Raw genomic sequence first — 24,634 nt, 5'->3', positions numbered from 1 at the left:
GCGGTGCCGGATTTGGAAATCATAACAGCGCTGGCCCGGCAGGAATTCCAGGACCGGGTCAGCCAACTCTGGGACATGGGCATCAAATCGGTGTGCAGCGATGCACAGATAGAAGGCAGCCCTGAAAGGTCTTTGTCCAGGGCCGTGTTTGAAGACTTCTCCGGCAGGCGCTTTCTCATTGAAATGTTTGCCGGTGCAAAGTACCGGCAACGGGACCGGGTGGCCCGGACCCTGGCCCTGTTGAACCGCAGTGGCCTGGGGGCCGCCCTGGCGCCGGAACCGGCAGTCACCGGTGAATATCTGCCCTTTATCGGGGAAGACTGCTTTCAGATTACCCGGTATCTGTATTCCACGGGGATTGACCGGCCCGGATGGCTTTCTTCCCCGGATATGGGGGCGGCCATGGCCGGATTCCTCGTTGATATGCACCGGGCTGCCCCAGGCCTTTCAACCTCTATTTCCTTCCCCTTTTTTTCCATTAAAGACTATATTTATAAGCTATTCCGGGACATGGAGATTCGTCATCCGGATTATTTTAATCAATACCTGCCCGTCCTTAAATTCCTTGAGAAGGGCTTTATGGCCGCCCACGACGGCCTGCCTGCAGGCTTTTGCCACGGAGATTTCCACCCCCTGAATGTGATCTGGAGAGACCATGGACTCAAAGCGGTGATCGACTGGGAATTTTCAGGGCTTAAGCCGGATTGTTATGATGCGGCAAACCTTGTCGGGTGTGCAGGTATCGAACATCCTGAAGGGCTGGCCATGCCCATGGTCACCACCTTTTTATCCCGTCTCAAAGATGCCGGGATCATGGGGGCTGCATCTTTAAACTGGTTTCCCGAATATGTCCTGGCACTGAGGTTTGCCTGGCTGTCCGAATGGCTGCGCAAAGAGGACCGGGAGATGCTGGAAACAGAATTGGCCTTTATGAACATCCTGATGGGCCACATGGATGAGTTAAAGGATATCTGGGGATTGATTAATAAATAGTAATTTTTTTCTTGATTTTTTCCCGGTGGCTTTGATAAGGTTGACCATACCCCTTAAATTTACCATTGAATTCCCGCGATATTAACCTGCCGACTGAGATGTTTTTGTCTTGGCGATTGATACGATAATAGAGACATTCTTGTTTCCTGTCATGGGTTGTATTGTATCGAGGGGACAGTCCGTTTGAATATACAACGGAGTGCCGGCCCGGATTTTGGAACAGAATCCGTTCTGGTACGGACTTTGCTAAAACCATTAATGTACAACGAGGTAAGAAATGTAAAAGCAAGTAAATAAAACAACCAACTTCCAGGAGGGATTGAGAATGGCTGAATCAACGAAGCACCGGAAGAAAAAAAGAACCGGCGTCCCTTTTTACGTTGCCGTAAAATCCAAAAACGAAGTCTATTACCAGATGGCCTCCCTGTTTCAGGAAGCCACCCGGGGCAAGGGTGAACTTTCGGGGAAATGGATGGATTGGATACTCAGGTCACGCGGCGTAAATAACCCTGGAAAAAAATTTGTCGATAACATATAAAACAACAGTCCGGCCTATCTTTTCCAGGCCGGGTCACAGGTTCTGAAAACGATCATCACATCCTTAAGGAGGAAATCAATGGCTGAGCAACTAGGTATCTATAAATGCGAAAAATGCGGTAATATTGTGCAGGTTCTTCATGGGGAGAAACCGCCGGTGACCTGCTGCGGAAAACCCATGGAACGACTGGTGGAGAACACGGTTGACGCGGCCGTTGAGAAACATGTGCCCGTGATTGAAAAGATTGACGGCGGCTATAAAGTCTGTGTGGGGTCAGTCGCCCATCCCATGACCCCGGACCATTGGATCGAATGGATCGAACTGGTCTCCTGCGACGGTAAATATGTGCAGCGCATGATGCTGGAACCCTCCAATATTCCCGAAGCGACCTTTAAATGTGATGCTGACAAGGTGACGGCCCTGGCTTACTGCAACCTCCATGGATTGTGGAAGTCCTAGGATTTTTGAAATAAAAAACTCACTGTCCGTCAAGACAGTGAGTTTTTTTATGCGCTAAATCTAAAGGCCGGCGGGAGAAAGATTTCTTCCGCCGGCTTTTATTTTTTATTTGAAGTCGACCAGTTTGGCGGCCAGCATCTTGATATGGCTCATCTCTTCTTTGATGATATCGTTCAGCCTGGCTTTGCCGGCTTTTTCGGATACCAGTTCCTTCATGCCCAGGTAAAATGCAATGGAATCCTTTTCAGCGGCAATGGCCGAGGTCAGGATGCCTTTCATGGATGCTTCGGGCTGATCCTTTTCAAAGAATACCCGGGTGTCGGCCAGGGCTTTGAGATAGAGGGCATTTTCATCTTCAGGATCAAATGCGGTGGCTGCGGTTTCGGTGTCGCCCAGTTCCTTTTGCATGCCGGCAAAAATCTGCTCATGGCTGTCTTCCATTTCTGCAAGGCCGGTCAGGAACTGCTTGTGGGCATCCTCGTCCACCCGGTTGGCGGCATCTCTGTAGAATTTGGCGCCGTTGATTTCTATCTGCTTGGCAATTTCAAAAATATCATTTGCATTAAAGTCGTTGCCCATTATCTCCTCCGTTAGTTTGAGAGTTTATCTTTCAACGCTGAGGCCAGTTTTACGCCCAGTTCAAAGCATCTGTCAAGGTCTGCATCATCCGGTACATATTGTACCTTCACACCGGGGTCGATGATCTCCAGTTTCATTTCCTCAAATTCCTTGTTGAGGATCTTTACCGCCTCACCGCTCCAGCCATAGGAGCCGAAGGCAACAGCAAGCTTGTTCTGGGGGCGCAGCCCCTTGATATAGGTCATCACGTCCGCGATCACCGGAAATATACTATTGTTCAGGGTGGGGGAACCGACGGCAATGGCGCCGGCATCAATGATTTCGGTCATGATGTCCGACCTGTGGCATTTCCGGGTGTTCATCAGCCGCACATTGACATCTTCCGATTCAATGCCGTTGGTAATGGCCCGGGCCATCTTGGTGGTGCTTTCCCACATAGAATCGAACATCACCACAACTTTTTTCTGGGGTTCCTGCCTGGACCACCTGTCATAGGCCTCGATGATCTTTGAGGGATTGTCCCGCCAGATGATGCCGTGGTCCGGACAGATCATGTCTATCTTCAGGTTCATCTTGGCCACATCCTTGAGCAGGGCCTGTACCCTTGGAGAAAAGTGGAGCAGGATGTTGGCATAGTATTTCCGGGCATGGGGCATGATTTCATCCCCGATTTCATCATCAAAAAACATGTCGCCGGCATAGTGCTGGCCAAAGGCATCGCTGGAAAAGAGGATGGCCTCGTCGGGCAGGTAGGTGAACATGGAGTCCGGCCAGTGGAGCATTCTTGTCTCAAGGAATGAGAAGGTTCTGTTTCCCAGTGTCAGAGTGTCTCCGGTACCCACCACCTGAAAATTAAAGTCCCGGTTGAAATGGCTTTTCAGGTTTTTGGCCCCCATTTTGGAGCAATAGACCGGCTTGTCCCGTCCGATTTTGTGGAGTACTTTGGGAATGGCGCCGGAATGGTCCATTTCCGTATGGTTGGAGATGATGGCGTCGATTTTTTTGGGATCAATGATCCTGGAAATGTTTGCCAGAAGCTCATCACCGAATTTTTCTTTGACCGTGTCTATGAGGATGTTCTGTTCCCCCAGCACCAGAAAGGCGTTGTAGGTGGTGCCCTCGTAGGTGGAATAGCCGTGGAAATCTCGAATATCCCAGTCCCGGCATCCCACGGAATAGATATTTTCTGCTATTTCAATGGGTTTGTACATGGGTGTGTCTCCTAAGATCTAATCCTCAAGTTTCTCAAAGTCTTCCTGGGCGGCGCCGCAGAGGGGGCATACCCAGTCCTCGGGAAGGGCGTCCCAGGCAGTACCGGGTTCCACGCCGTTTTCAGGGTCGCCATTGGCAGGGTCATATACATATCCGCAGGGGCATTCATATTTATCCATTTTTTATCCTCCGTATATTGAAATTTGGGTCTGATTCCCGTGCTTCCGGGAACGTTTGTCTCTGCAAAGATAAAGCAAGGGGCGTGCCATCCTTTCAAATTGAAAAGGGCAGGAAAGCACAGATAAAGGTTTAAACTTGATTGACATTCATATAATATAACCCCTGTAAAATCAATAAATCATTTAACCTGCAGGCAGGAACGGCGAAAAATATGGCGGAAAAGATATTCAGCAAAAAGACCCGGATCAATGTTCCTGTGGCGGATCTTTTTGCCTGGCACGCCCGGGAGGGGGCCATCAACCGGCTGACTCCGCCCTGGGCGCCCCTGAGCCTGATTTCCCGAAGGGGAAAGGGGATCGACAAGGGCGTACAGGTCAAATTTAAAATGAAGGTCTTCGGCATTCCCATGATCTGGGAGGCCGAGCATATTGACTACGAGGAGAACAGGCTGTTCCGCGACCGGCAGGTGAAGGGGCCCTTCGGCCTCTGGGAGCACACCCATCTTTTCCACGAAGGCGGCTCAAATACCGCTGTCATGGAGGACCGGGTGAAATTCAAACTGCCCCTGGAGCCTTTGAGCGCTCCCTTCTGCGGCCATGCCATGAAGGAGCTGGATCGGATTTTTACCTACCGCCACAGGGTGCTGAAGGCTGACATGGAAAGCCGTGTGGGGAAAATAAAGAAACAGCGGATTCTCGTTTCCGGGGCCTCCGGCACCATCGGTCAGGCCCTGGTGCCTTTCCTGCGGACCTGCGGCCATGAGGTGGTCCGACTGGTCAGGGATCCGGACTCCGATGCGCCGGATGCCCTGTACTGGGATCCCTATAAAAATGTCCTGGATATGGAGGCGGCAGGCCCCATTGATGCGGTGATCAGCCTCAACGGGGTGGATATCTCCCGGGGCAAGTGGACGGAGAACCAGAAAAAGCTGATCATGGACTCCAGGGTCATCCCCACCCGGGTGCTTGTGGAGAAGATGCGGGCCATGGACCGCCCGCCGTCAACCTTTATTTCCTCATCGGCCATCGGGCTTTACGGTGAAGGCGGGGACAGGGTCCTCACCGAAGGGAGCCCCATGGGGAACTCTTTTATATCCGAGGTCTGCAACCGGTGGGAAACCGCTTCCCTGGGAGCTGCCCGGGGCGGTATCCGCACGGTTCAGCTTCGGATCGGCGTGGTATTGACCCCTGCAGGGGGTGCCCTTGAACGGATGTTTATCCCCTTTGCCCTGGGGCTGGGGACAAGGCTCTCCCACGGGGGGCAGTATATGAGCTGGATCAGCATGGATGATGCCCTGGGCGGCATCCTCCACCTCCTTGAAAACGAGACCGTCCACGGGCCTGTGAACCTGACGGCCCCTGAGCCCGTAACCAACAAGGCCTTTACCAAAACCCTGGGCCGGGTATTGTCACGGCCTGCTTTTTTTGCAATGCCTGCACCAGTGGCCGGATTCCTCTGGGGGGATATGGGTAGAGAGACCCTGCTGACCTCGGCCCGGGTCATGCCGGAAAAACTGCTGGACAGCGGATATATGTTTACCCATACCGGCCTGGAGCCGGCCCTGCGCCACCTGCTTGGGCGGGAATCCAATTGACATCCCTTTTAGGAAAGATAAATGAATAACAAGCTGAAGTTCCTGTTTTCCTTTCTCATGATCACCGCCCTGATTTTCGGGTTTGTTCATATTTATTTTCCGGCAAACCATTACAGCTTTGAACGGCTGCATATTTTTTTGTTCAACTTATGCTCCGGCGGCACCATCCTGCTTTACTACACCCAGCGCAGGCCGCGTATGTCCGGAACGGTGCGGCTTTTTTTCTTTTTTTCACTGATCTATGCCTTTTCAGCATTTTTTGAGGCTTACCCGTTGACCCTGGCCATCTCAGTCATCCTCTGGTTCCTGGTGGAAAAGGTAAGGGTTGAAAAGTTTTCCCTGGTGCCCCTGCAGTTTTTGCAGGCACGGGTGCCGGTGACGGAAAAATTCCACCAGGCCAGCCTATGGTGCCTTTCCATCGGTATTGCCATGGCCTCCCTGGTCATTATCAACAACCAGTACACCCATTGGGTCCATATGGAAAAGCTGACCCTGAACACCTTTTTTCTGGGATATTCATTTCCCCTCTCCCTGGTGACCTTGTCCCTGATTTTCGGGATGCTCAGGAAAATTGAGGGCAGGGAACGGAAAACCATCATGGAAGCCTGCTTCTGGACCATTACCCTGGGGGTGATCATCTTTTTCATCTTTATCCTTTTTGAGCGGTTCATTCCCCAGGTTTTTGTCACGGCAGCCCTGTTCACGGCCGTGGTCATGGTTTTTCTTCTTTATTATACCTTTGCGGACAGGGTTCAACAGAAACTCTTTTTGACCTCGGGCATCGGCTTTCTTATTGTCACGGCTGTCACCGGCATCGCCTATATCTCCTTTCAGATGCAGGAGGGGTACGATCCCATGCAGACCAAGTGGCTGCTCCACATCCATGTTTTTGCCTCCCTTTACGGATGGAACCTCTGCGGGCTCTCCGTGATCTGCCGGTTTGACGATTTCCCCATACGCCTTCATTCCCCCACGGTGATTGCCGCCCACTGGCTGACGGCCCTGGTTCTGGCACCCCTGGGGGTATTTTACGGCTGGGCCGCTGTCCTGGCCATTGCCGGATATGCCTTTATCACCCTGACCCTCTTTTTTTCAGGCAACACCCGGGTGACCCATGGCCAGTAACAGGGAAAGAGTCAAACAGATGCTGGCCCTGTTTTCAGGGGCGGACAGGGTATTGGTGGTGATCAATGCGGATCCGGATGCCATTGGTTCGGCCATGGCGGTGAAGCGGATTCTCTGGCGCAGGGTCTCAGAGGTGGTCATCACCTATTTCAACCGGATTACCCGGCCGGACAACCTGGCCATGATCGAATACACAGATTCGGGCCTGGTGCCCCTTGCCGATGTGGACCGGTCTCAGTTTGATAAGTTTATCATTGTGGATTCCCAGCCCGACCATAATGAATGCTTCAAGGGGTTTGACTTTGACCTGGTCATCGACCACCATCCCGTTTCATGCCCGGATGCCCCTTTTTCCGATGTGCGGCCGGAATACGGGGCCTGCTCCACCATGCTCACCGAATATATGAAGAGCATGAAGATACGCCCTTCGGCCAAGCTGGCTGCCGCATTGATGCTGGGCATCAAGACCGATACGGCGGATTTCACCCGCCAGGCCACATTAAAGGATATCCGGGCCTTTCAGCATCTCTACCAGTTTGCCGACATGAATATTGTCACCAAGGTGGAGCGGGCCCTGATGACGGAGTCGGACCTTGATTTTCTGGGGCAGGCCATAAAAAAAAGGCGGATTGTAAATAACCGGGCCTTTTACCATGCCGGCAATATGTCAAAGCCGGACGAGCTGGTGGTGGCCGCGGATTTCTTTCTGGCCATTAACCGGGTGAATTGGAGCATCCTTTCCGGGGTGGTGGATGGGAAGCTCATCGTTGTCCTGCGCAACGACGGGTTGCGAAAAGGGGCGGGAAAGACTGCGGCAGAGGCTTTCGGAAAATTCGGTTCAGCAGGCGGCCACAAGACCATGGCCCGGGCGGAACTGGACCTGAAACTGATCCGCAGGGAGATCAAACGCGTCAGCCAGAAGGCCCTGGCGGCCTGGGTCCTGGAACGGATAACCCTGACCGCCGGAAAGAAAATAGAATAACACCCCCTTCAGGGGCAAAGGAGATGAAATGAAATCAACTGTCAGTTTTCTTGTAATCGCCTTGATGCTGGGAACCATTGCCATTGCCGTGGGAGAACTATTCTTCCGTTAGTGTTTGAGCAAAAATTGACCCATCTGCCGCCTTGCTTCAAAAATTTGAAAGCCTCAGGTACTTTAGTACGCTCCGGTTTCAAATTTTCGCGCCCTGGATATGTGTTAATTTTAATTTAAACACCGGCGGCGGGAGTTACTTATTGTTCTTCAATAAGCAGGTTCGCCAGATGCTCACTCATGAACATGACGGCTTCAATGTCCATGTGATCCATGACCGTTTCGTCAAACATGAGTTTGGCATCGGGTTCAAACCCCTCCTCCGCATCCCAGAAGAGCAGGGTGATATATACCTTGGGAAAAACCCTGAACTGGAAGGCCAGGTCCGGTGAGTCGTATCTGCCGCTGACATCTGTGCCGCCGCAGGCCCGGCATTTTTGCTTCAATGCGTCAGCATTGCCGGCAAACCTTTTTTTTATGGGGGCCTCCACATGGTCGTTCATGGATACGATTTTGGAGACCGTGTTGGGAAATTCCTTCAGGCTTTTCATGTTGCCGGTGGGTGAAGAGGTGCCGCCGGATGCCATGTGGATGAATACAAAGGTTTGTTCGTTCCGGGTCAGCTCCCCCCCGGTTTCATCGGTAACCTGATCCAGGGTCACCAGGAGGTTTTTGTCAAAATAGGGCAGGCGGATATGGGGAGTGCCTGCAAGGGGGCGATCCCCCCGGTCCTTGCGGCCATCTCTTTTAGATTCATGGATGCGGCCTTTTCCCTGGCCAGTGACAGTGCTTCGGCCGCCATATCCTTTTTCAGCCATTTCCCTGCCTTGTACTGCTCCTCCAGTTCGGCCTGGGCCGGCCCCAGAATATCAGGATCAATGTGGGGGCAGTTCTTCAACGGCAGTTTTTCAGAAACCACTTTTCCGGCAAAGGCAATGCAGGTGGGAAACCCGCAGTCCTTGCAATTGGTCCGGGGCAGTACTTTTGCATAAAGGTCCACAACCGAGAGCGCCATCTCCTTGTCCTCCATAAAAAATGCCGGCCGGGACATAAGGATCCCAGCCGGCATGTCATGATTCGGGTTTCCTAGGTTACTCTTTTTCGAATTCGTCCTTTGCTGCACCGCAGATGGGGCAACACCAGTCTTCGGGAAGATCTTCGAATGCAGTGCCGGGATCAATACCGTTGTCCGGATCACCTTCCGCCGGATCGTACACATAGCCGCAGGGGCCGCAAACATATTTGTCCATGAATTATTCTCCTTAATTTACTTGGGTTAATTTAAATTCTACATTCATCCGCCTTCCGGCCGGGGCAGGGCCTGCCCGGGAGGCGGTAATTCGGCTAATAGGCTTCGTCCATGCCCAGCTCTTCGTCTGTGACGGGATCTTTAAACAGGGTGTATGCCCAGATCTGGTACCCAATGACGATGGGGATGAATACCAGGACCACCCCCAGCATGATTTTCAGGGTCAGGGGGCTTGAGGAGGCATTGAATGCCGTCAGATGCCATTCCGGATCCAGGCTTGAGGGGAACAGCGCCGGAAACAGCCCGATCACCCCGTAAAATGTGCAGAGCACAATGGTCAGCCCGGAAGCAAACCAGGCCTTGAACCATGCCTTTTTAGACAGGAACAGCTTGATAGCAAACAGGGCGGCCACATCCAGGATAATGACCAGGAAGAGGATGGGATATTTAAAATAGTTGGCATAGAGGTCGGTTGCAAAATAGGATGCAATCAGGAAAATCACGGCCACGGGCACCAGGATTTTCCAGGTGGTCCCCGCGATGCCGGCGGCTCTTTCCCGCAGGTCTCCGGTGGATTTCACGGCGGTCCAGTTGGCGCCGTGGAGGATAAAAAGCAGCACAAAGAGCAGGCCGCCCAGCAGTCCGTAAGGGTTGAGCAGCTTTAAGGTGTTGCCGTGGTAGATGCCGTCTCCGTCAAAGGGGATGCCCTGGAAAATATTGGCAAAGGCCACGCCGAAGAGCAGGGCCGGCAGGAAGGAACCGATGAAGATCAGGCCGTCCCATACCGCTTTCCAGGCAGGCGTATCGATTTTGCCCCTGAAATGGAGGGCAACCCCCCTCAGGATCAGGGCAAAGAGGATCAGCATCAGCGGGGTGTACAGGGAGGAGAACATGGTGGCATAGACCTGGGGGAATGCAGCAAAAGTCACACCGCCGGCGGTGATCAGCCAGACCTCGTTGCCGTCCCACAGGGGCCCCATGGCGTTGAGCATCACCCGTTTGTCCCGTTCCGTTTTTCCGGCAAAGGGGTAGATGGTCCCCACACCGAAGTCAAATCCGTCGGTGAGAAAAAATACGGCCCAGAGCAGCCCCCACAGGAAAAACCATATTGATTGAAGTAGCATAATTTTTAGTCTCCTTAGTTGGTGTCGGCCTCAGGGCCTTCTTTTACGGATTTTGCGATGAGGAAGAATCCCACGGCACCCAGGATGCCGTATACCAGGATAAAACCGATGAGGGAAATGGCCACCTGCTCGAATCCCACGGGGGAGCCGGCATCATTGGTTCTCATCAGGCCGTAGACAATCCAGGGCTGGCGTCCCACTTCCGTCACCATCCAGCCCGCTTCCATGGCGATGTAAGGCAGGGGGATGGCAAACATCATGATTTTCAGGAATAGCGGATTTTCCATGAGCTGGTTCCGTTTCAGCCATCCGTATACCATGAGCAGGATCATCAGCGTCCCGATGCCCACCATGGTCCTGAATCCCACAAAGGTAAGGAAAACCGGGGGCCGGTCATCCTCGGGGATATCTTTGAGCCCGGTCACTTCTGCGTTGAAGTCGTGGAATCCTAAAAAGCTGAGGATTCCGGGAATGGACCCGATTTCAATAATATTTTCCTCCCGGTGTGCCGCGGGCAGGGCAAAAAGAACGATGGGAGCCTGTTTCTGGGTCTCCCAATGGGCTTCCATGGCCGCCAGTTTTGCCGGCTGGGTCTTGGCCACGTTCACCCCGTGCATGTCGCCGGTGAGGGCGACGGTGAGGGAGCAGACCAGGCCCACGGTGAGGGCGATTTTAAATGACCGCTGGAATACCTCAAGGTGCTGTTTTTTCAGCAGGTGGTAGGCAGATATGCCCATGATGAAGAAGGATCCCAGAAGCAGGGATGCGGGAACTACATGGATAATCTCAAGAAGGCCGTGCTTGTTGAACATGACGGCAAAAAAGTTCTCAAGCTCCGCTCTTCCGTTTACCAGGGTATAGCCCACGGGGTGCTGCATGAACCCGTTGGCCAGAAGAATCCAGATGGCGGAAAAATTGCCGGCAAGGGCCACCAGCCACATCACTGTGGCATGGGCCTTGGCGGATAGTTTTTTCCAGCCGAAAATCCAGATTCCGATGAAGGTGGATTCCAGGAAAAAGGCCACAGAGGCTTCGATGGCCAGAAGGGAACCGAAGATATCGCCGACATATTCAGAATACCTGGACCAGTTGGTGCCGAACTGGAATTCCAGGGTGATGCCGGTGACAACTCCCAGTGCAAAGTTGATCAAAAACAGTTTGCCCCAGAACTTGGTCATTCTCAGGTAAACCCTGTCGCCGGTTCTGGCGTACCTGGTTTCCATGTAGGCAATGAGAATGGACAAGCCCAGTGTGAGGGGAACAAACAGAAAATGGAACATGGTGGCTGCTGCAAACTGCAGTCTGGATAGAAAAACCGGATCCATAAACTCCTCCTGCATTTAGGTGTTAAGCAATTATAAGGATTAAACCTGTTTATTTAGGTCGTAATTAGCTTGCTTCTTTTTTACGGAAGTGAATAATAACAGCGTTTGGGAGAAATGACTTTTCCTTTTTCCTTTAGGGTTTTGATGGCTTTGGAGACGTCTTTGCTTTCAACATCCAGCACCTTTGCTATTTCTCCTGGACGAACCGGTTTTCCTGCTTCCTTCATGGCGTTTAATACTTTTTCTTCCATTTTTTACTCCTTTTAAATTCATTGGTTGATTGTATCTTTTAAATGGAGTCAGCAACTAATGTGCCACAGGTTGATTCGATACGGTTGAAAAATATAGGTACTGCGAAATCAGGGTCAGCATATCGAATTGCCACGGGGTTTTCAAGGCTGTTTTGAGTCGGGGGAGGCCGGAGCGGGGGAAAACAGCTGTATCGGGAAAATGGATGTGATACAAGAGTGTGTTGGTTGTTTTGATACAACTTTGTGAAAAACTATTGTCCCGCGCCTTTTTTTTCTGCAGTCCTCCGTTTGATATACCAGTCTTCCTTCCCGTAGGCCTTTTGGGTACATTCCGGGCACATGCTGTGGCTGAACGAGGCTTGGGAATGTTTTTCAATATAAGCCTCCAGGCGGTTCCAATATCCTTTGTCATCCCTGATTTTCTTACAGGATGAGCAGATGGGGACAATGCCCTCCAGGGTTTTGATTTCAGCAGCAGCCTCCTCCAATTCCGCCATGGCCTTTTTCCTTGCCCCAATTTCCTTTTTAAGTTTGGCATTTGCACTCAGGATCACCGCCAGGATGGCACCGCAGACCGCGGTTACCGCCAATATCCATTTTATGATATCGGCAGGCCTCAGGCCGTGTTCATATCTGAGAGAGAGCCACTTGTTCCGGATTGTTATCTTTTGTTCCGGCGTAATCTGTTCCATCACCTTGTTGATGATGCCCAGCAGTTCGGGCCTGTTCTTGCCCACGGCCATGTAAAGGTTGTAGTTGCCGTAGGGGGTGGGGGCGGCAATTTTAATATTGGTCAGCCCGTATCTCTGGATGATGTAGGTCGCTGCAGCCAGGTTTTCGATACCGGCTTCGGCCCGGCCCAGGGAAACGGCTTCCAGGCGCTGCCGGGGGGATGCTACGGGATAGGGGATATAATCAACGCTGTCCCGCTTCAGCCAGGTCTGGGTGACGTTTTTTTCTATCACTGCCAGGGTCCGGCCGTGGAGGTCCTCGATCCCGCCGATGAAGGGGGCGTCTTTTAGGCTGAAAATCACCAGGGGAAAGGAGAGAAAGGGATGGGAAAAATCCAGATAGCTCTTTCGGTCTTCGGATATGGCGATACAGGGGATCAGATCGATTTCATCGGATTTTGCCTTTTCCAGCACCTGGTCCCAGGGGATGGGACCGGTGGCCGTGGACCGGATACCCAGCCGGTCCATGATGGTGAAAAGGTAATCTGCGGCGATTCCTTTTAGCTTGCCCTGTTCGTCATAGTAGTGAAACGGAGGAAATGCCTTGGGTCCGGCGACGATTATTTTTTCATGGGATTTCACCCAGGCCATCTCCCCGGGGGTGAGATGCAGACTGTCAGGGAACAGCGTTAAGGACTGGCTTTCCCCTTTGCATGGAAATACCGCGATACCCAGTGTAACCAGGGCCAGGCACAGGGCCCGATGTATGGTGCTCAGCGATTTGTATAAATCATGCATCTTTGTATGGAAATATTGGTGGTTTTAAACGCGTTAACAGGAACTGCAACCTTTGATTTGAATAATTATAGAATAAATACAGGTGTTCTACAAATTAATTGTTCTTTTATTTCCAATATGAAAAAACCGCCGCCTCCCATGCGGGAGACAGCGGTTTTAAAACGTAATTTTCGGAGGATGCTAATAGGATGCAGTGCTCAGTTTTTTTTGGTGGCTTTGTTTTCCCATTCCTGAATCTTGGTGGTTTCGTAAATTTCTTCCCACCCTGTTATCATCCCTGAAATATGGCTGAACAGGGAATGGCCGGTTGTGGTCATGTACAGGTGGATGATCAGAAAATTGACCAACAGGAAGGCCACAAGGGTATGGACCACGGCCAGGATGGAAAGGTCCAGGCCGCCGGGTACCACATTATACAGATAGTAAAGCAGGCCCGTGGCCATCTGCACCGGGAGAAGCATGGCCGAAATCCCAAGATAGGCAATGCGCTGCAGGGGGTTGTGTTTTGCCCCCTTGGATTTTTGCACCGGGTGGCTCTGCCCCTTGAAAATGCCGTAGGCATAGTAGAGGACCACATCAAACAGCTTTTTGGTGGTGGGAATATACTGTTTCCATTCGCCGGTGGTCAAAAGCCAGAATACAAAGAAGGCAAAGAGAATCAGCCAGGAAAGCCCCACAAAGTTGTGGACGGTTACCGCGGTTTTAAACCCAAGGAGGGTGTATGTCCCGTGAACCTCAAAGCCTGTGATGAGCAAAATGAAGATCATCAGGGCCTGGAACCAGTGCCAGAGACGCTCAAACCGGGTATAAAGGTATACTTTTATCAGGTTGCGGTCGTTCATGTTTTAATCCTCCTTTCCGTTCCGGGTGAAAAACCGCCCCAGGCCGTGGAGGGCCACTCCGCCGAAGGCGCCGAGAACGGCGATGATACCGATGCCGTCAATGAAATTGTTTTTATCCCTTCCCGGCAGGTAGATACCTGTGATTTTGGCCAGCCGCGAGTTGTCACGGATGTGGCACTCCTTGCAGGCCATGGCCTTTTCGGCAGGGGCCACCATGTGGGTGATGGGAAAGGCATAGGTGGTTTCCACATAATCGAACTCTCCTGAAAAGGGAACATCCAATGCCTTGTTGCCCCGGGTGATGGCATCTTTCATGTCAAAGGTGGTCCAGAATCCATTGGGCCCTGATAGCATAGGGGCCACAAGCTGTTTGTTGATCTTGTCGTAGGGCTGTTTGCCCCGGTGGACCTTGAATGGGTGGATTCTGGAATCGGGATCCAGCCGGCTGCCCATGGGCTGGCTGACTTTGACGATCTGGGCCGGATCGATTTTATCCTTGATGCCGGTGTTGGAAAAGGACCCGTTGTACCAGAAGTATTCTGGCTTGACGTTCTTTTCCCATTTGAATTCGCCCTTGATGGATTTATAGGTGGGCTTGCCGAATTCTCCCTTTACCACGTAAGGCTTCCCGTCCCTGAGGTCTCCGGCCTTGGTCCAGTCCCACCACATTTTGGTGGGGTTGACCCGGGCGTATTCGGGGATATGGCAGGACTGGCAGGCCACCTTGTCCACGTGGTCATTCATTTTTGATTCGGTTTTGTGGGGCAGGGTGCCGTGGCAGGACTCGCAGGTGATTTTGGTGGCCATGTCATCCTGGATCAGGCTTTTGCGTTCCGCCGAGGCCGGCCGGGTGTAAAGTCGGCCGGCAATGTTGTGCCTCACCGTGGTGTGGCATCTGGCGCAGGTGAAATCCGCCCCTTCGGCCGCCATGTGGACATCCAGCATCTTATTGGGTTTGGCCAGTGAGGTGTCCAGGTCGCCGTGTTTGACCCCGTCGCCGCCGCCGCCTTTGAAATGGCACTCCCCGCAATGGTTCCGCTGGGGCATGGTGATGTTTTTGACAGCATTTTTAATCTCGCCCTGGAGCTCCTTGACAATTTCCTGGGTTTCAGGATCGTCATCTTCCATAAACGCCTGGATGTCGGAGAAGGCTTCCTTGTAGTTGAATTTTTCTCCGCCGTGGCAGTTCAGGCAGTTCACCTCTTCTTTTATGCCGTTCCAGCCGACGTGGCAGCCCAGGCAGCCCTTGTCTTCCATTGCGTTGCCTGAAATGCAGAAGTTGTTTACGGCATGGCCGGCCTTGCCGTTCATTATCCCCGGCTTTTCCGACTCCACCTTCCAGGTCCAGTGGATGGTTTTTTCAAACTGCATGGATGCATCGGTGTGACAGGACAAGCAGGCCTGGGTGATCTGGCTGCCCGAGGTGAAGTCCTGGTCCAGTGCTTTAATTTTGGAATGATCCGTGGTCGTCCAGTGCTTGTTGGCCTTTACGGCCTGTTTTGCCAGTTTTGCCAATTTGATGCCCAGCGCCTCATCCTTGGTCCGGGGCTGGTTTGCCGCCGGGGCGACGGTGGCCTGGCCCATGACCAGAGCAAGGCCCGTAATCAGTGCCAGGAATAATCCGGCTGTCTTGTTTCCCATTGCGCCTTCCTTATAGATAATCGCCGCCCTGTGCTGCGGTGCAGCACAGGGCAATTAATCCAGTTTATTTACACGTCGCCGGGGTGGGGGAGTCTGCCGCAAAGGAGTAAAAATAGGAGTAGATATCCAGAATATCCTTGTCAGAGGCATTGGCCCATTCTTCATCGCAGCCGAAGGCGGAAAAGTCTTTGCCTTCAAAAATGGTTTTCCATTCGGCCATTTTTTTATCGGCCGGGCTCACCTTGGGGGAAGCCGAATCTACGGCCCCACGCTCAAAGCAGGCCTTGACCAGTTTCCGGTAGGTATATTTCCCTTTTCTTTTATTCCCCCCCGGCCCCTCACCGGCAAAGGTTAGGGCAACAGACCCAAGGGTGAAAAATACCAGAGCGGCAGTGATAATCGTTTTCTTAAACATTTAAGTTCTCCTTATGGTTGATTCAGTATGGTTTATTCAATTGCTTTAATTTTTCTTGATGGTGTATGATCCGTCTTTTTTGAAATCAATGGTGGCCTCCACATAGTAGACTTCCAGTTCAGGCCGGACATCTTTCACCATGTAGTAGGCTTCCCCGCTTCTGGCACCGGTGGAGCAGACAAATACAATGGGTTTGTCAGAGGGAAGGTCCTTGATTTTGGGCTCCAGTTTTTCCGTGGGAATGTTGACGGCGGTTTTAAACCTGCCCTTGGCGAATTCATCCGGGTCCCGGGCGTCTATGAGAAGGATGGAGGAGGGGGACTCGGCAATGATTTTTTTAAACCGGTCAAGGTCAATGGAGCCTTCCACGTCTCCGGCCTTGACTGCCACGGCAGCGGCATCCTGGCCGAACATCTTTTTCCAGTTGGGATACCCCCGGGTGAATACGGCAACGTTTTTATAGCCCATGACCTTGGCCTTGGCCGCTGATTTGTGGCTCAGTTTGCATTTGAGGCCGCCGCAGTAGAAAATAATGGGGGTTTCAAGATCCCTGGGCAGCTTTCCTTTGAGTTCTTCAAACTGGGACCAGGGAATATTGATGGCCGTGGGAATATGGCCTTTATTGAATTTTGCCTTCTGGGGCCGGGCATCAACGATCAGGGTTTTGTTTTCTGCAATTTGGGCGGCCACATATTCTGCGGTCACCGCCGGATACGCACCGGGCTGCTTTTTATATTCAGGAAACCCCTTGGCAAAGACTTTTACATTTGTATAACCCAGGGCCACCGCTTTTTTCGCTGATTTGTGGCTCAGTTTGCACTTGAGGCCGCCGCAGTAGAAAATAAGCAGGGCATTTTTGTTTTCAGGCAGCATGTCCTTTTTTTTATCGAATTCTGAAAAGGGGATGCTCACGGCACCGGGAATGAAGCCTTTGACGTATTTCGGCTTATAGGGCCTGGCGTCAATGATCATCACATCCTCGTCCATGGGCACTGAGATTTTCGAGATGAGGAAATCCACCTCTACGATATCGTCGAACATCCAGGGTTCCTTGGCCTGGGCCGGGGGCGCCGTAAGCATCCAGGCCAGGGCGAAAACAAGCGCAGCCAGGGCTAAGGCCAATGATCTGTTTTTTTTCGTTTCCATGTTAACTCCTTAATATAGGGTTTATTATGTGCAGGGATATGCGCCATCCCTTTTAACCGCAATTATATCCGGCCGTTTTCAGCAGCCGGCTATTAGATAATAGCAAGGGGTATGCCAAGTGAATGTAAGATAACGGGGTTGAAGATAACGCGCTTATATTAAAGGATATATGCTTGTTGCGCAATCTTTTTCTGGGGCGGGAAGGGGGGATGAGTTGCTTTTGTGTTAACCATGTGTTAAATTCTTGTATACTTAGGTTAACTACAGGGAAACAGAATTATGGATATCGGTTCACAATGGCGGGAGATAATTGATTCGGTCCAGGAGGGAATCATTATTGTGGATGCCCACGGTGATTTTATCGCGGCAAACCATTCGGCCCAGTTGCTCACCGGGTATTCCGAGGAGGAACTGCGGGGGCGGTCCTGCCGCCTGCTCAATTGCACGGGGTGTAACATTGTGGGGCTGGGCCCGGGTAAAAACTGGTGCGGGCTCTTTTCAGCCGGCCGGGTCAGGGATAAAAAATGTGTTATCACCTCGGCTTCCAACCGAACCATTCCCATTGTGAAAACCGCCAGGGTCCTTTACGGGGCGGACGGGGAGATTCTAGGGGCCGTGGAAACCCTTAAGGATATTTCCGAGAACATCAATTATAAAAACGAGCTGGCCTCCATCCGCCGGATGTACCATGTTGACGACGGATTCCACGGGATCGTGGGGCGGACCCAGGTGATGATGAATCTCCACGAACACATTGAGAGCGTGGCTGTTCTGGATACCCCGGTGATGATTTTAGGGGAGAGCGGAACGGGCAAGGAGATGGTTGCCAAAGCCCTCCACGAAACCGGAAAGCGGGCCGGAAAACCCTTTATAAAGGTGAACTGCGCGGCCCTGAGCGAAAGTATTCTGGAAAGCGAGCTTTTCGGCCATGTCAAGGGAGCCTATACCGGTGCGGAGAGCGACCGTGCCGGCCGGTTTGAAGCGGCACACCGGGGGACGATTTTTCTTGATGAAATCGGCGACATACCCCTGGCCGTTCAGGTGAAGCTGCTCAGGGTGTTGGAGGACCGGACCATACAGCGGGTGGGAGAGAACCGGTCCATTCCCATTGATGTCCGGATCATCACCGCCACCAATAAAAATCTGGAACAGATGATTGACCAGGGACGGTTCAGGGAGGACCTGTTTTTCAGGATCAACGTTTTTCCCCTGACCTGTCCGCCGTTGCGAAAGCGCCGGGACGATATCACCCTGCTGATTCAGCACTTTATAACCATCCATGCCGAAAAAACAGGAAAGGATATCCTGGGGTTCACCCCAGAGGCCATGCGTCTCATGGTTTCCTATCCCTGGCCGGGCAATATCCGGGAATTGAGGAATACGGTTGAATATGCCTTTGTCCTTGCCCGGGGAAAGGGAGTCCGGCCGGAACACCTTCCGGAAAAGATCCTCAACCATGGCAGGGGGGATGCCGGGCCGGGAACACAGGGAGGCATGGAACCCGCCGTCCCTGCAGCCATGGCAGATCAAAGCAGCACCACCGTGGTCATCCGGGACAGCCGGCGCAGCGAACTTATTGCCGCCCTCCAGCAGGCCGGGGGGAATCAGACCCGGGCGGCGAAATTGCTGGGGGTCTCAAGGATTACGGTGTGGAAGCGGATGAAGAAGTATAACGTTACCATTCAACCCGGGTAACGGCGGCGGGAACGGTTCCGCCGCCGTTCAAAGGGGACCGCCGGGATTACAGGCTGATGCAGGTGGCCTCGCAGGCCGCATCAATGAGTTCGGCTGCCGTGGCCATGCGGCAGGAGTCGGCCAGGTCTTCTTCCTCAATGAACCTGGCCTTGGCGCAGGGGGTGCAGACCAGGATGGGAACCCCGTGGGCCTGGAGGTGGGCCAGGGAATCGTCTGCAGAATCGCCGGTGGCCGCCCTGATAAATTCGCAGGCGCCCTGCCTGGCCAGGTACACCCCGTCATCCAGGAGAAATACGGTTACGTTTTTCCCCTTTTTTTGGGCAACGGCGGCCAGGAAAAGGCCGCGGGTGGCCCGGTTGGGGTTGTCGGTTCCGCAGGCAATGGTAATGACTACATTGTCGCTCATGGTTTTCTCCTTTTTTGTAGGGCCGCGGAAAGCGGCGGTTTGGGAAACGTCCTACCCTCATAAGACAGTTTTGATCAATCTGTAAATCCACATTGTGGTACTCTCTTTTTAAACGGATGGTTTTATGATAATCTATAACCTGTTTTGGATATTGGCATCTTTTTTGCTGCCTATGTCATTGATGCTGTTTAGCATGCCCATGGTTGCGTTCCCCGGGGAACGGTTTGAAAGGAAGGATTAAAGGAAAGATAATGAGAAAAGAAAATGTGCTGGTTGCCGTATTGATTGTGATGATTGCGGGTGGGATTTACGGTTACAACGCTAACAAATCAAAAGAAACGGCCCGGCCAGAACATGCGTCACAGACCCGGCAGGCTGTTTTTGAAGGCTCTGCCCCGGTCCAGGCGGCAACCGGCCAGGAAATCCAGACGGGGGGCATCCAGTGGAAGGATTTTACCCCGGGAATGGCCAGGGCCAGGGAGGAGAACAAAAGCATCTTCCTTTATTTCCATGCCCCCTGGTGTACCTATTGCACCAAGCTGAAAAAGACCACCTTCAGGGATGCAAAGGTTCAATCCTATCTGAATGAAAACTTTGTCAGCATCAGTGTCAATACCGATGTAAACCAGGCCCTTGCCCAGGAATGGCGGGTGCGCGGGCTGCCCACCATGTGGTTCCTGGCGCCCGACGGCAAAAAGATCAACCAGATGCCGGGGTTTGTGGAGGCCGGGCAGCTGCTCAAGATCCTGGAATACATCCACACCAAAAGCTATACCACCATGGACTTTAGAGAATTTATGAAAAACGGGTAATTTCCCAAACAAAAAAGGCCAAGAAAAAATGTCCAAAACAATGTCACGGCGTGCCTTTTTAAAGGGTTCGCTTTCGGCAGCCGGTGTTGCCGCCGGCTCCCTTCCCCTGGCAAAAGCCGCACAGGCGGCCGCAGCCGATGCTGTTGAGCCCCTGGTCACGGTGATTGATATCAGCAAATGCGTTGGATGCGAGGAGTGTGTATATGCCTGCAGGGAATCCAATGCAGAAAAATTCCCCGAACCTGAGAAACCCTTTCCCAGAATGTATCCGGATCGGGTGCCGGTTCAGGACTGGTCGGACCGCAGGGAGGTCACGGACCGGCTCACCCCCTATAACTGGCTCTTCATCCAGCATGCCTCAGCAGAGGTGGACGGCGAAGAGATGGAGTTGACCATCCCCAGAAGATGCATGCACTGCAATAATCCCCCCTGCGTCAAGCTCTGCCCCTGGGGGGCGGCCAAGCAGGAAGCCAACGGCCTTTCCAGGATTGATTCGGATATCTGCCTGGGCGGTTCCAAATGCAAGGCGGTCTGCCCCTGGGATGTGCCCCAGCGCCAGACCGGGGTGGGCCTCTATCTGGATATCCTGCCCAGCCTGGCCGGCAACGGCGTCATGTACAAGTGCGACCGCTGTTACCAGAAACTGGAGAAGGGGGAGCAACCCGCCTGTATCGAGGCCTGCCCCGAAGAGGTCCAGACCATCGGCCCCAGATCCGAGATGGTTGAACTGGCAAAAAAACGGGCCAAGGAAATGAACGGATATTTGTACGGGTTGGCAGAAAACGGGGGGACAAACACCATTTATATCTCTCCGGTGCCCTTTGACCGGTTGACATTTGAAACCGGCAAGGGCAAACCCCATATGAAGCCGGTGAAAGACAAGATGGCCCAGGGGAGCAATCTGGCCCGGGCCATGGTTATCGCCCCCATTGCCGGGGCCGCCGCTGCCTTTGGAAAGTACTATAAGCGGATCAAGGAGGACCGGTCATGAAAAAGGAAAGGGCCGCAGCATCCAGGCTGCCGGGGATGATTTACGGACTGACCCTGCTCTTTATCACCTTGAGCGGATTTGCCCAGATGCCCATATTCAAACGCTATTATATCGCCGATATCCCGGGGCTGGGCTGGCTTGCCAAATTTTACATCACCCACAGTCTCCATTATATCATGGCTTCGGTGCTCCTGGCCCTGGGGGGATATGCCGTTACCCGGCTGGCCGTTAGTGGAAAGGGCCTGTCAAGCCTGACTTTCTGGGGCCGGGCAAAGGGGGCGATTATCCTGGGGCTGGTCATATCCGGCGCCATCATGGTGGTCCGGAATCTGCCCGGCATCCATTTTTCCCATATGGCCATTTATGTGATGAACCTTACCCATCTGGGATTGTGCATGGCGCTGCTGGCCGTATCTGCATTCACCCTGGTGGCCCGGAAACCTTGGATGCATTAACAGGGCAGGGTAATGGATAACCAACGGCCTCCCATTGTCCTGCTCACCGATTTCGGATACCGGGACCCTTTTGTGGGCATCATGAAGGGGGTGGTAGCGGGGATTGCACCCAATGCCCACATCATTGACCTGACCCATGAGCTCCGCCCCCAGGATGTTTTCCAGGGTGCCTTTGCCCTGTATCGGTCCGCGGCCTATTTCCCCAGGGGCACGGTGTTCTGCGCCGTGGTGGACCCGGGGGTGGGAACGGACCGAAGCCCCTTGGCCATCAGCACCCGTGATTTTTATTTTGTGGGCCCGGACAACGGCCTGCTCTGGCCGTCTGCTGCGGCCAGCGGCATTGAGAACTGCGTCTGCCTTGACAATCCGGATTATCATCTGCCCCGGGTTTCTCAAACCTTCCATGCCAGGGATATTTTTGCCCCTGCCGCCGCCCATTTGTGGCGGGGCCGTTCCATGGCCGACATGGGCACTACCCTGTCCCGGCCGGCGGCCCTGGAGATTCCCCGGGTCGAACCGGAAAAAGGCGGGCTCAGGCTTACGGTGCTGGATGAAGACCGCTTCGGCAACCTCACCCTGAACCTGACCCCCGAGGAATTCAAGGCCTTCTGCAAAAAGGGGTTTTTCCTTGAAGCAGGGGGGATCTGCATCACCGATGCCTATCCGGCCTATGGTGAGGCGCCGGACGATGCCCCTTTCCTTCTCGCCGGTTCTTCGGGATACATGGAAGTTGCCGTGAAAAACGGCAGTGCGGCCCGCTCTCTGGATGCCGGCGTCATGGACCGGTTTCTGCTGTGCCGGGAGTGATACTGCCCGGCCGTCCGAATCATCCGTGAATTCCTTGTTTCTTCCGTTTTTTTCTCAGGTGCCGCCGGGCGGATTTTTGTGTTCATGGAATATGAGTTTGATTCGTATATCCTTGGCGTCGAACCCTTTTCAGGTATTGGGAGGTCAGAAGGTCTGAAACGGGCAGGATCCGGTACGAAGGGGGATATACCAACATGGTCGAGCCTGAAAACGATTTCCACATGGGGGGATTCGCCTCTATATAAAATTTTGGACTGCCATCTTATGCTTGATAAGCGTGATGGTTTGTGGTAGCGGATGGAATTTAGTATAAAGATGTGCTGTTTATAGTATATAAATGCAAGGAGATAAGATAATGCGGGTCGGTATCATCGGCGGATCGGGACTGGATGATCCTGATATTCTGAAGAATCCAAAGGAAGTAGAGGTCAATACGCCCTATGGGCCTCCCTCGTCAACATTGATGACGGGCAGCATCGGGGAGACCGAAGTGCTGCTTTTGGCAAGGCACGGCCGCAGCCATCAGTACAGCCCCACCCAGGTGAACAACCGGGCCAATATTCAAGCCCTGAAAGCGGCCGGCGCCACCCATATTCTGGCGACAACGGCCTGCGGAAGCCTTCGGCGCAAAATCGACCGGGGCCATTTTGTCATTCTGGACCAGTTCATTGATTTTACAAGGTTCAGGAAAAATACCTTTGCCGACACCTTTGAAAACGGTGCCGTGCACACGGCCATGGCCCATCCCTTTGACAATGATCTGAGGATGAACCTCTATGAATCGGCCCAGGCGCTAGAACTGGTTGCCCATAAAACAGGCTGTGTGGTCACCATTGAAGGCCCGAGGTTTTCCACGGTGGCTGAATCCAAGATGTTCCGGCTCTGGGGGGCGGATGTGATCAATATGTCCACGGCCCCGGAGGCCATGCTGGCCAATGAGGCGGGCATTCCCTACGCTGCCGTGGCCATGTCCACGGACTACGACTGCTGGAAGGAAGATGAGGCCCCGGTGACCTGGGACGAAATCCTCGAGGTTTTTAACAAGAACGCCGACAATGTAAAGGATCTGCTTGTCAGGACCGTTAAATATTTAAAGTAGACCAGATTGTGAGCCGCGTTTTTAAGAACAGAGCGGCTAATTTTTTACAGGAGACGAGTATAATTCATGGATTTAAAAGAAACCATCAGAAGCATTCCGGGCTGGCCCATAGAAGGGGTGATTTTCAGGGATCTAACCACATTAATGCAGGATGCCGACGCCTTCAGGGAGGCCTGCGACATCCTTTTTGACCGTTACAGGACCTCGGGCCTGGACAAGATCGTGGGTATTGACGCCCGGGGTTTTGTATTCGGTGCGGTGCTGGCCTATCAACTGGGTATCGGGTTTGTGCCGGTGCGCAAGAAGGGCAAACTGCCCCACAAGACCATCCAGGAAGGCTACAGCCTGGAATACGGGGAAGATATCCTGGAGATCCATGAAGACGCCCTCCGGGAAGGAGATAAGGTGGTAATCGTGGATGATCTCATTGCCACCGGCGGCACCGTTGGGGCTACGGTGAAACTGGTTGAAAAACTGGGGGCCGACCTGGTGGAGTGCGCCTTTATCGTGGAACTCCCCGATCTCAACGGGCGTGAAAGAATTCCCGGAGTACCGGTGTTCAGCATCACCGAATTCGACGGGGAGTAATCAATCGTCCCATGCCTGAGGGGCGGAGATGATCCGGCCCTCATCCGTTTGCAACCGAATCAGACCCGGCTGGGACAGAATCGCGCGTATGGGGGGGGAGCAATGTTGAAAATAATGATGCACAGATGGATTGCTGTTGCTGTCCTCTGTCTGTGCCTGGCAGGCTGCTTCGCTGCCGGCTGGGGGCGCCTGGTCCACAGCAACCGCCTCATGGACCTGTACCGGGACGGCAATCTGGCCGGAAACCACGCCTATTATTATTGCGGCCGGGAAGGACTTCCCTATGCCGTGGTGGGCATTGACCCGTCCTATACCTTTACCGGCCGGTTCTGGTTCAGAATAGAATCCCGGGAAGAGCTTTACCGCAAGATAGGGCACTTGAGCAATCTTGAGCCCTGGCACACCGCCATGCACGCCAAGGAGATCATCAGTGCCTCGGGCCGGGTGGTGGGCACCTGGTTTTCCTACTACAATACCACTTCGATTGAAATCGATGAGGCCGCCCGAAAGGTGAATGTCCATAACCCTTATAAGCCGGAAACCCGATTCCCATTAGGCGGGTAACCGCCGGGTGGACAGCCGCCGGGGATGGTTTCCGGGGGCCTT

Annotated in this window: 27 protein-coding genes and 1 pseudogene; 14 read left to right on the top strand and 14 right to left on the bottom strand. The window is 53.1% G+C overall.

Features of this window, described 5'->3' with window-relative positions; translation table 11 throughout:
- Positions 1-12 precede the first annotated feature (12 nt).
- From HUN04_05085 to HUN04_05075, 3 genes are all read left to right on the top strand, one after another.
- A complete protein-coding gene (locus tag HUN04_05085; protein ID WDP89133.1) occupies positions 13-993 on the top strand; it encodes an aminoglycoside phosphotransferase family protein in 981 nt (326 codons plus the stop codon).
- Between the two features lie 325 nt (positions 994-1,318).
- The gene (locus tag HUN04_05080; GenBank protein ID WDP89132.1) at positions 1,319-1,531 is read left to right on the top strand and encodes a hypothetical protein; all 213 of its coding nucleotides are present in this window, start codon (positions 1,319-1,321) and stop codon (positions 1,529-1,531) included.
- Positions 1,532-1,609: 78 nt separating this feature from the next.
- The gene (locus HUN04_05075) at positions 1,610-1,990 is read left to right on the top strand and encodes a desulfoferrodoxin (protein ID WDP89131.1); all 381 of its coding nucleotides are present in this window, start codon (positions 1,610-1,612) and stop codon (positions 1,988-1,990) included.
- Positions 1,991-2,095: 105 nt separating this feature from the next.
- On the opposite strand, the gene HUN04_05070 is transcribed toward HUN04_05075, so the two are convergent.
- From HUN04_05070 to HUN04_05060, 3 genes are read right to left on the bottom strand one after another with little or no spacing between them, the layout of a single operon-like run.
- Positions 2,096-2,569 carry a ferritin family protein gene (locus tag HUN04_05070; protein ID WDP89130.1) on the bottom strand — a complete coding sequence of 158 codons (474 nt, stop codon included), beginning with the start codon at positions 2,567-2,569 and terminating at the stop codon, positions 2,096-2,098.
- An 11-nt stretch (positions 2,570-2,580) separates the two neighbouring features.
- Entirely contained in the window at positions 2,581-3,780 is a 1,200-nt protein-coding gene (locus tag HUN04_05065; GenBank protein ID WDP89129.1) for an FprA family A-type flavoprotein, read from the bottom strand.
- Between the two features lie 18 nt (positions 3,781-3,798).
- Positions 3,799-3,960: a rubredoxin gene (locus HUN04_05060; GenBank protein WDP89128.1), complete on the bottom strand. Its 162-nt coding sequence runs from the start codon at positions 3,958-3,960 to the stop codon at positions 3,799-3,801.
- Positions 3,961-4,172: 212 nt separating this feature from the next.
- Between HUN04_05060 and HUN04_05055 the strand changes: the two genes are divergently transcribed.
- From HUN04_05055 to HUN04_05045, 3 genes are read left to right on the top strand one after another with little or no spacing between them, the layout of a single operon-like run.
- Positions 4,173-5,555: a TIGR01777 family protein gene (locus HUN04_05055; protein WDP89127.1), complete on the top strand. Its 1,383-nt coding sequence runs from the start codon at positions 4,173-4,175 to the stop codon at positions 5,553-5,555.
- Positions 5,556-5,576: 21 nt separating this feature from the next.
- Entirely contained in the window at positions 5,577-6,680 is a 1,104-nt protein-coding gene (locus HUN04_05050) for a hypothetical protein (GenBank protein ID WDP89126.1), read from the top strand.
- Positions 6,670-7,662, top strand: a complete 993-nt coding sequence (locus tag HUN04_05045; GenBank protein ID WDP89125.1) for a DHH family phosphoesterase — start codon at positions 6,670-6,672, stop codon at positions 7,660-7,662. The genes HUN04_05050 and HUN04_05045 overlap by 11 nt, the downstream gene beginning before the upstream one ends.
- Positions 7,663-7,913: 251 nt before the next feature.
- On the opposite strand, the pseudogene HUN04_05040 reads toward HUN04_05045, so the two are convergent.
- The 10 genes and pseudogenes from HUN04_05040 to HUN04_04995 form a co-directional block, all read right to left on the bottom strand.
- Positions 7,914-8,728, bottom strand: a pseudogene (locus HUN04_05040) (DUF3786 domain-containing protein).
- A gap of 76 nt (positions 8,729-8,804) precedes the next feature.
- Positions 8,805-8,963, bottom strand: coding sequence for a rubredoxin (locus HUN04_05035; GenBank protein ID WDP89124.1), 159 nt, complete (start codon positions 8,961-8,963; stop codon positions 8,805-8,807).
- A gap of 94 nt (positions 8,964-9,057) precedes the next feature.
- A complete protein-coding gene (cydB, locus tag HUN04_05030; GenBank protein WDP89123.1) occupies positions 9,058-10,086 on the bottom strand; it encodes a cytochrome d ubiquinol oxidase subunit II in 1,029 nt (342 codons plus the stop codon).
- A 14-nt stretch (positions 10,087-10,100) separates the two neighbouring features.
- Positions 10,101-11,411 (bottom strand): cytochrome ubiquinol oxidase subunit I, encoded by a 1,311-nt coding sequence (locus tag HUN04_05025; GenBank protein ID WDP89122.1) that lies wholly within the window; start codon positions 11,409-11,411, stop codon positions 10,101-10,103.
- Between the two features lie 80 nt (positions 11,412-11,491).
- Positions 11,492-11,662, bottom strand: coding sequence for an HTH domain-containing protein (locus tag HUN04_05020; GenBank protein WDP89121.1), 171 nt, complete (start codon positions 11,660-11,662; stop codon positions 11,492-11,494).
- A 251-nt stretch (positions 11,663-11,913) separates the two neighbouring features.
- A complete protein-coding gene (locus tag HUN04_05015; GenBank protein ID WDP89120.1) occupies positions 11,914-13,131 on the bottom strand; it encodes a transporter substrate-binding domain-containing protein in 1,218 nt (405 codons plus the stop codon).
- Positions 13,132-13,328: 197 nt separating this feature from the next.
- Positions 13,329-13,973 carry a cytochrome b/b6 domain-containing protein gene (locus tag HUN04_05010; GenBank protein ID WDP89119.1) on the bottom strand — a complete coding sequence of 215 codons (645 nt, stop codon included), beginning with the start codon at positions 13,971-13,973 and terminating at the stop codon, positions 13,329-13,331.
- A gap of 3 nt (positions 13,974-13,976) precedes the next feature.
- A complete protein-coding gene (locus tag HUN04_05005) occupies positions 13,977-15,614 on the bottom strand; it encodes a tetrathionate reductase family octaheme c-type cytochrome (protein ID WDP89118.1) in 1,638 nt (545 codons plus the stop codon).
- A 64-nt stretch (positions 15,615-15,678) separates the two neighbouring features.
- A complete protein-coding gene (locus tag HUN04_05000; GenBank protein ID WDP89117.1) occupies positions 15,679-16,029 on the bottom strand; it encodes a cytochrome c family protein in 351 nt (116 codons plus the stop codon).
- Positions 16,030-16,074: 45 nt separating this feature from the next.
- Positions 16,075-17,175 carry a sulfurtransferase gene (locus tag HUN04_04995; GenBank protein WDP89116.1) on the bottom strand — a complete coding sequence of 367 codons (1,101 nt, stop codon included), beginning with the start codon at positions 17,173-17,175 and terminating at the stop codon, positions 16,075-16,077.
- 279 nt (positions 17,176-17,454) lie between these two features.
- Here HUN04_04995 and HUN04_04990 point away from each other — a divergent pair, with 279 nt between their 5' ends.
- Positions 17,455-18,870 (top strand): sigma 54-interacting transcriptional regulator, encoded by a 1,416-nt coding sequence (locus HUN04_04990; protein ID WDP89115.1) that lies wholly within the window; start codon positions 17,455-17,457, stop codon positions 18,868-18,870.
- Between the two features lie 46 nt (positions 18,871-18,916).
- Here HUN04_04990 and HUN04_04985 read toward each other — a convergent pair whose 3' ends face one another.
- Positions 18,917-19,276, bottom strand: a complete 360-nt coding sequence (locus HUN04_04985; protein WDP89114.1) for a DsrE family protein — start codon at positions 19,274-19,276, stop codon at positions 18,917-18,919.
- Between the two features lie 251 nt (positions 19,277-19,527).
- Here HUN04_04985 and HUN04_04980 point away from each other — a divergent pair, with 251 nt between their 5' ends.
- The 7 genes from HUN04_04980 to HUN04_04950 all read left to right on the top strand — a co-directional run bounded on the left by HUN04_04980 (position 19,528) and on the right by HUN04_04950 (position 24,592).
- Positions 19,528-20,088: a thioredoxin fold domain-containing protein gene (locus tag HUN04_04980; GenBank protein WDP89113.1), complete on the top strand. Its 561-nt coding sequence runs from the start codon at positions 19,528-19,530 to the stop codon at positions 20,086-20,088.
- Positions 20,089-20,116: 28 nt separating this feature from the next.
- Positions 20,117-21,079 (top strand): 4Fe-4S dicluster domain-containing protein, encoded by a 963-nt coding sequence (locus tag HUN04_04975; GenBank protein ID WDP89112.1) that lies wholly within the window; start codon positions 20,117-20,119, stop codon positions 21,077-21,079.
- Positions 21,080-21,114: 35 nt separating this feature from the next.
- Positions 21,115-21,534, top strand: a complete 420-nt coding sequence (locus HUN04_04970) for a hypothetical protein (GenBank protein WDP93169.1) — start codon at positions 21,115-21,117, stop codon at positions 21,532-21,534.
- Between the two features lie 12 nt (positions 21,535-21,546).
- Positions 21,547-22,341 (top strand): SAM-dependent chlorinase/fluorinase, encoded by a 795-nt coding sequence (locus tag HUN04_04965; GenBank protein ID WDP89111.1) that lies wholly within the window; start codon positions 21,547-21,549, stop codon positions 22,339-22,341.
- Positions 22,342-22,693: 352 nt separating this feature from the next.
- Entirely contained in the window at positions 22,694-23,440 is a 747-nt protein-coding gene (gene mtnP / locus HUN04_04960; GenBank protein ID WDP93168.1) for an S-methyl-5'-thioadenosine phosphorylase, read from the top strand.
- Positions 23,441-23,506: 66 nt separating this feature from the next.
- Positions 23,507-24,028 carry an adenine phosphoribosyltransferase gene (locus HUN04_04955; protein ID WDP89110.1) on the top strand — a complete coding sequence of 174 codons (522 nt, stop codon included), beginning with the start codon at positions 23,507-23,509 and terminating at the stop codon, positions 24,026-24,028.
- A gap of 102 nt (positions 24,029-24,130) precedes the next feature.
- Entirely contained in the window at positions 24,131-24,592 is a 462-nt protein-coding gene (locus tag HUN04_04950; protein WDP89109.1) for a hypothetical protein, read from the top strand.
- Positions 24,593-24,634 lie beyond the last annotated feature (42 nt).

This window comes from Desulfobacter sp. (assembly GCA_028768525.1).
Classification (GTDB): domain Bacteria; phylum Desulfobacterota; class Desulfobacteria; order Desulfobacterales; family Desulfobacteraceae; genus Desulfobacter.
This window is presented reverse-complemented; position numbering and strand designations above follow the sequence as displayed.

What these genes read in the sequence shown, in the direction of transcription:
- HUN04_05080 (WDP89132.1), top strand. Translation starts at nt 1,319, where the DNA reads ATGGCTGAATCAACGAAGCACCGGAAGAAAAAAAGAACCGGCGTCCCT.
- HUN04_05075 (WDP89131.1), top strand. Translation starts at nt 1,610, where the DNA reads ATGGCTGAGCAACTAGGTATCTATAAATGCGAAAAATGCGGTAATATT.
- HUN04_05070 (WDP89130.1), bottom strand. Translation starts at nt 2,569, where the DNA reads ATGGGCAACGACTTTAATGCAAATGATATTTTTGAAATTGCCAAGCAG.
- HUN04_05065 (WDP89129.1), bottom strand. Translation starts at nt 3,780, where the DNA reads ATGTACAAACCCATTGAAATAGCAGAAAATATCTATTCCGTGGGATGC.
- HUN04_05060 (WDP89128.1), bottom strand. Translation starts at nt 3,960, where the DNA reads ATGGATAAATATGAATGCCCCTGCGGATATGTATATGACCCTGCCAAT.
- HUN04_05055 (WDP89127.1), top strand. Translation starts at nt 4,173, where the DNA reads ATGGCGGAAAAGATATTCAGCAAAAAGACCCGGATCAATGTTCCTGTG.
- HUN04_05050 (WDP89126.1), top strand. Translation starts at nt 5,577, where the DNA reads ATGAATAACAAGCTGAAGTTCCTGTTTTCCTTTCTCATGATCACCGCC.
- HUN04_05045 (WDP89125.1), top strand. Translation starts at nt 6,670, where the DNA reads ATGGCCAGTAACAGGGAAAGAGTCAAACAGATGCTGGCCCTGTTTTCA.
- HUN04_05035 (WDP89124.1), bottom strand. Translation starts at nt 8,963, where the DNA reads ATGGACAAATATGTTTGCGGCCCCTGCGGCTATGTGTACGATCCGGCG.
- cydB (WDP89123.1), bottom strand. Translation starts at nt 10,086, where the DNA reads ATGCTACTTCAATCAATATGGTTTTTCCTGTGGGGGCTGCTCTGGGCC.
- HUN04_05025 (WDP89122.1), bottom strand. Translation starts at nt 11,411, where the DNA reads ATGGATCCGGTTTTTCTATCCAGACTGCAGTTTGCAGCAGCCACCATG.
- HUN04_05020 (WDP89121.1), bottom strand. Translation starts at nt 11,662, where the DNA reads ATGGAAGAAAAAGTATTAAACGCCATGAAGGAAGCAGGAAAACCGGTT.
- HUN04_05015 (WDP89120.1), bottom strand. Translation starts at nt 13,131, where the DNA reads ATGCATGATTTATACAAATCGCTGAGCACCATACATCGGGCCCTGTGC.
- HUN04_05010 (WDP89119.1), bottom strand. Translation starts at nt 13,973, where the DNA reads ATGAACGACCGCAACCTGATAAAAGTATACCTTTATACCCGGTTTGAG.
- HUN04_05005 (WDP89118.1), bottom strand. Translation starts at nt 15,614, where the DNA reads ATGGGAAACAAGACAGCCGGATTATTCCTGGCACTGATTACGGGCCTT.
- HUN04_05000 (WDP89117.1), bottom strand. Translation starts at nt 16,029, where the DNA reads ATGTTTAAGAAAACGATTATCACTGCCGCTCTGGTATTTTTCACCCTT.
- HUN04_04995 (WDP89116.1), bottom strand. Translation starts at nt 17,175, where the DNA reads ATGGAAACGAAAAAAAACAGATCATTGGCCTTAGCCCTGGCTGCGCTT.
- HUN04_04990 (WDP89115.1), top strand. Translation starts at nt 17,455, where the DNA reads ATGGATATCGGTTCACAATGGCGGGAGATAATTGATTCGGTCCAGGAG.
- HUN04_04985 (WDP89114.1), bottom strand. Translation starts at nt 19,276, where the DNA reads ATGAGCGACAATGTAGTCATTACCATTGCCTGCGGAACCGACAACCCC.
- HUN04_04980 (WDP89113.1), top strand. Translation starts at nt 19,528, where the DNA reads ATGAGAAAAGAAAATGTGCTGGTTGCCGTATTGATTGTGATGATTGCG.
- HUN04_04975 (WDP89112.1), top strand. Translation starts at nt 20,117, where the DNA reads ATGTCCAAAACAATGTCACGGCGTGCCTTTTTAAAGGGTTCGCTTTCG.
- HUN04_04970 (WDP93169.1), top strand. Translation starts at nt 21,115, where the DNA reads ATGATTTACGGACTGACCCTGCTCTTTATCACCTTGAGCGGATTTGCC.
- HUN04_04965 (WDP89111.1), top strand. Translation starts at nt 21,547, where the DNA reads ATGGATAACCAACGGCCTCCCATTGTCCTGCTCACCGATTTCGGATAC.
- HUN04_04955 (WDP89110.1), top strand. Translation starts at nt 23,507, where the DNA reads ATGGATTTAAAAGAAACCATCAGAAGCATTCCGGGCTGGCCCATAGAA.
- HUN04_04950 (WDP89109.1), top strand. Translation starts at nt 24,131, where the DNA reads ATGTTGAAAATAATGATGCACAGATGGATTGCTGTTGCTGTCCTCTGT.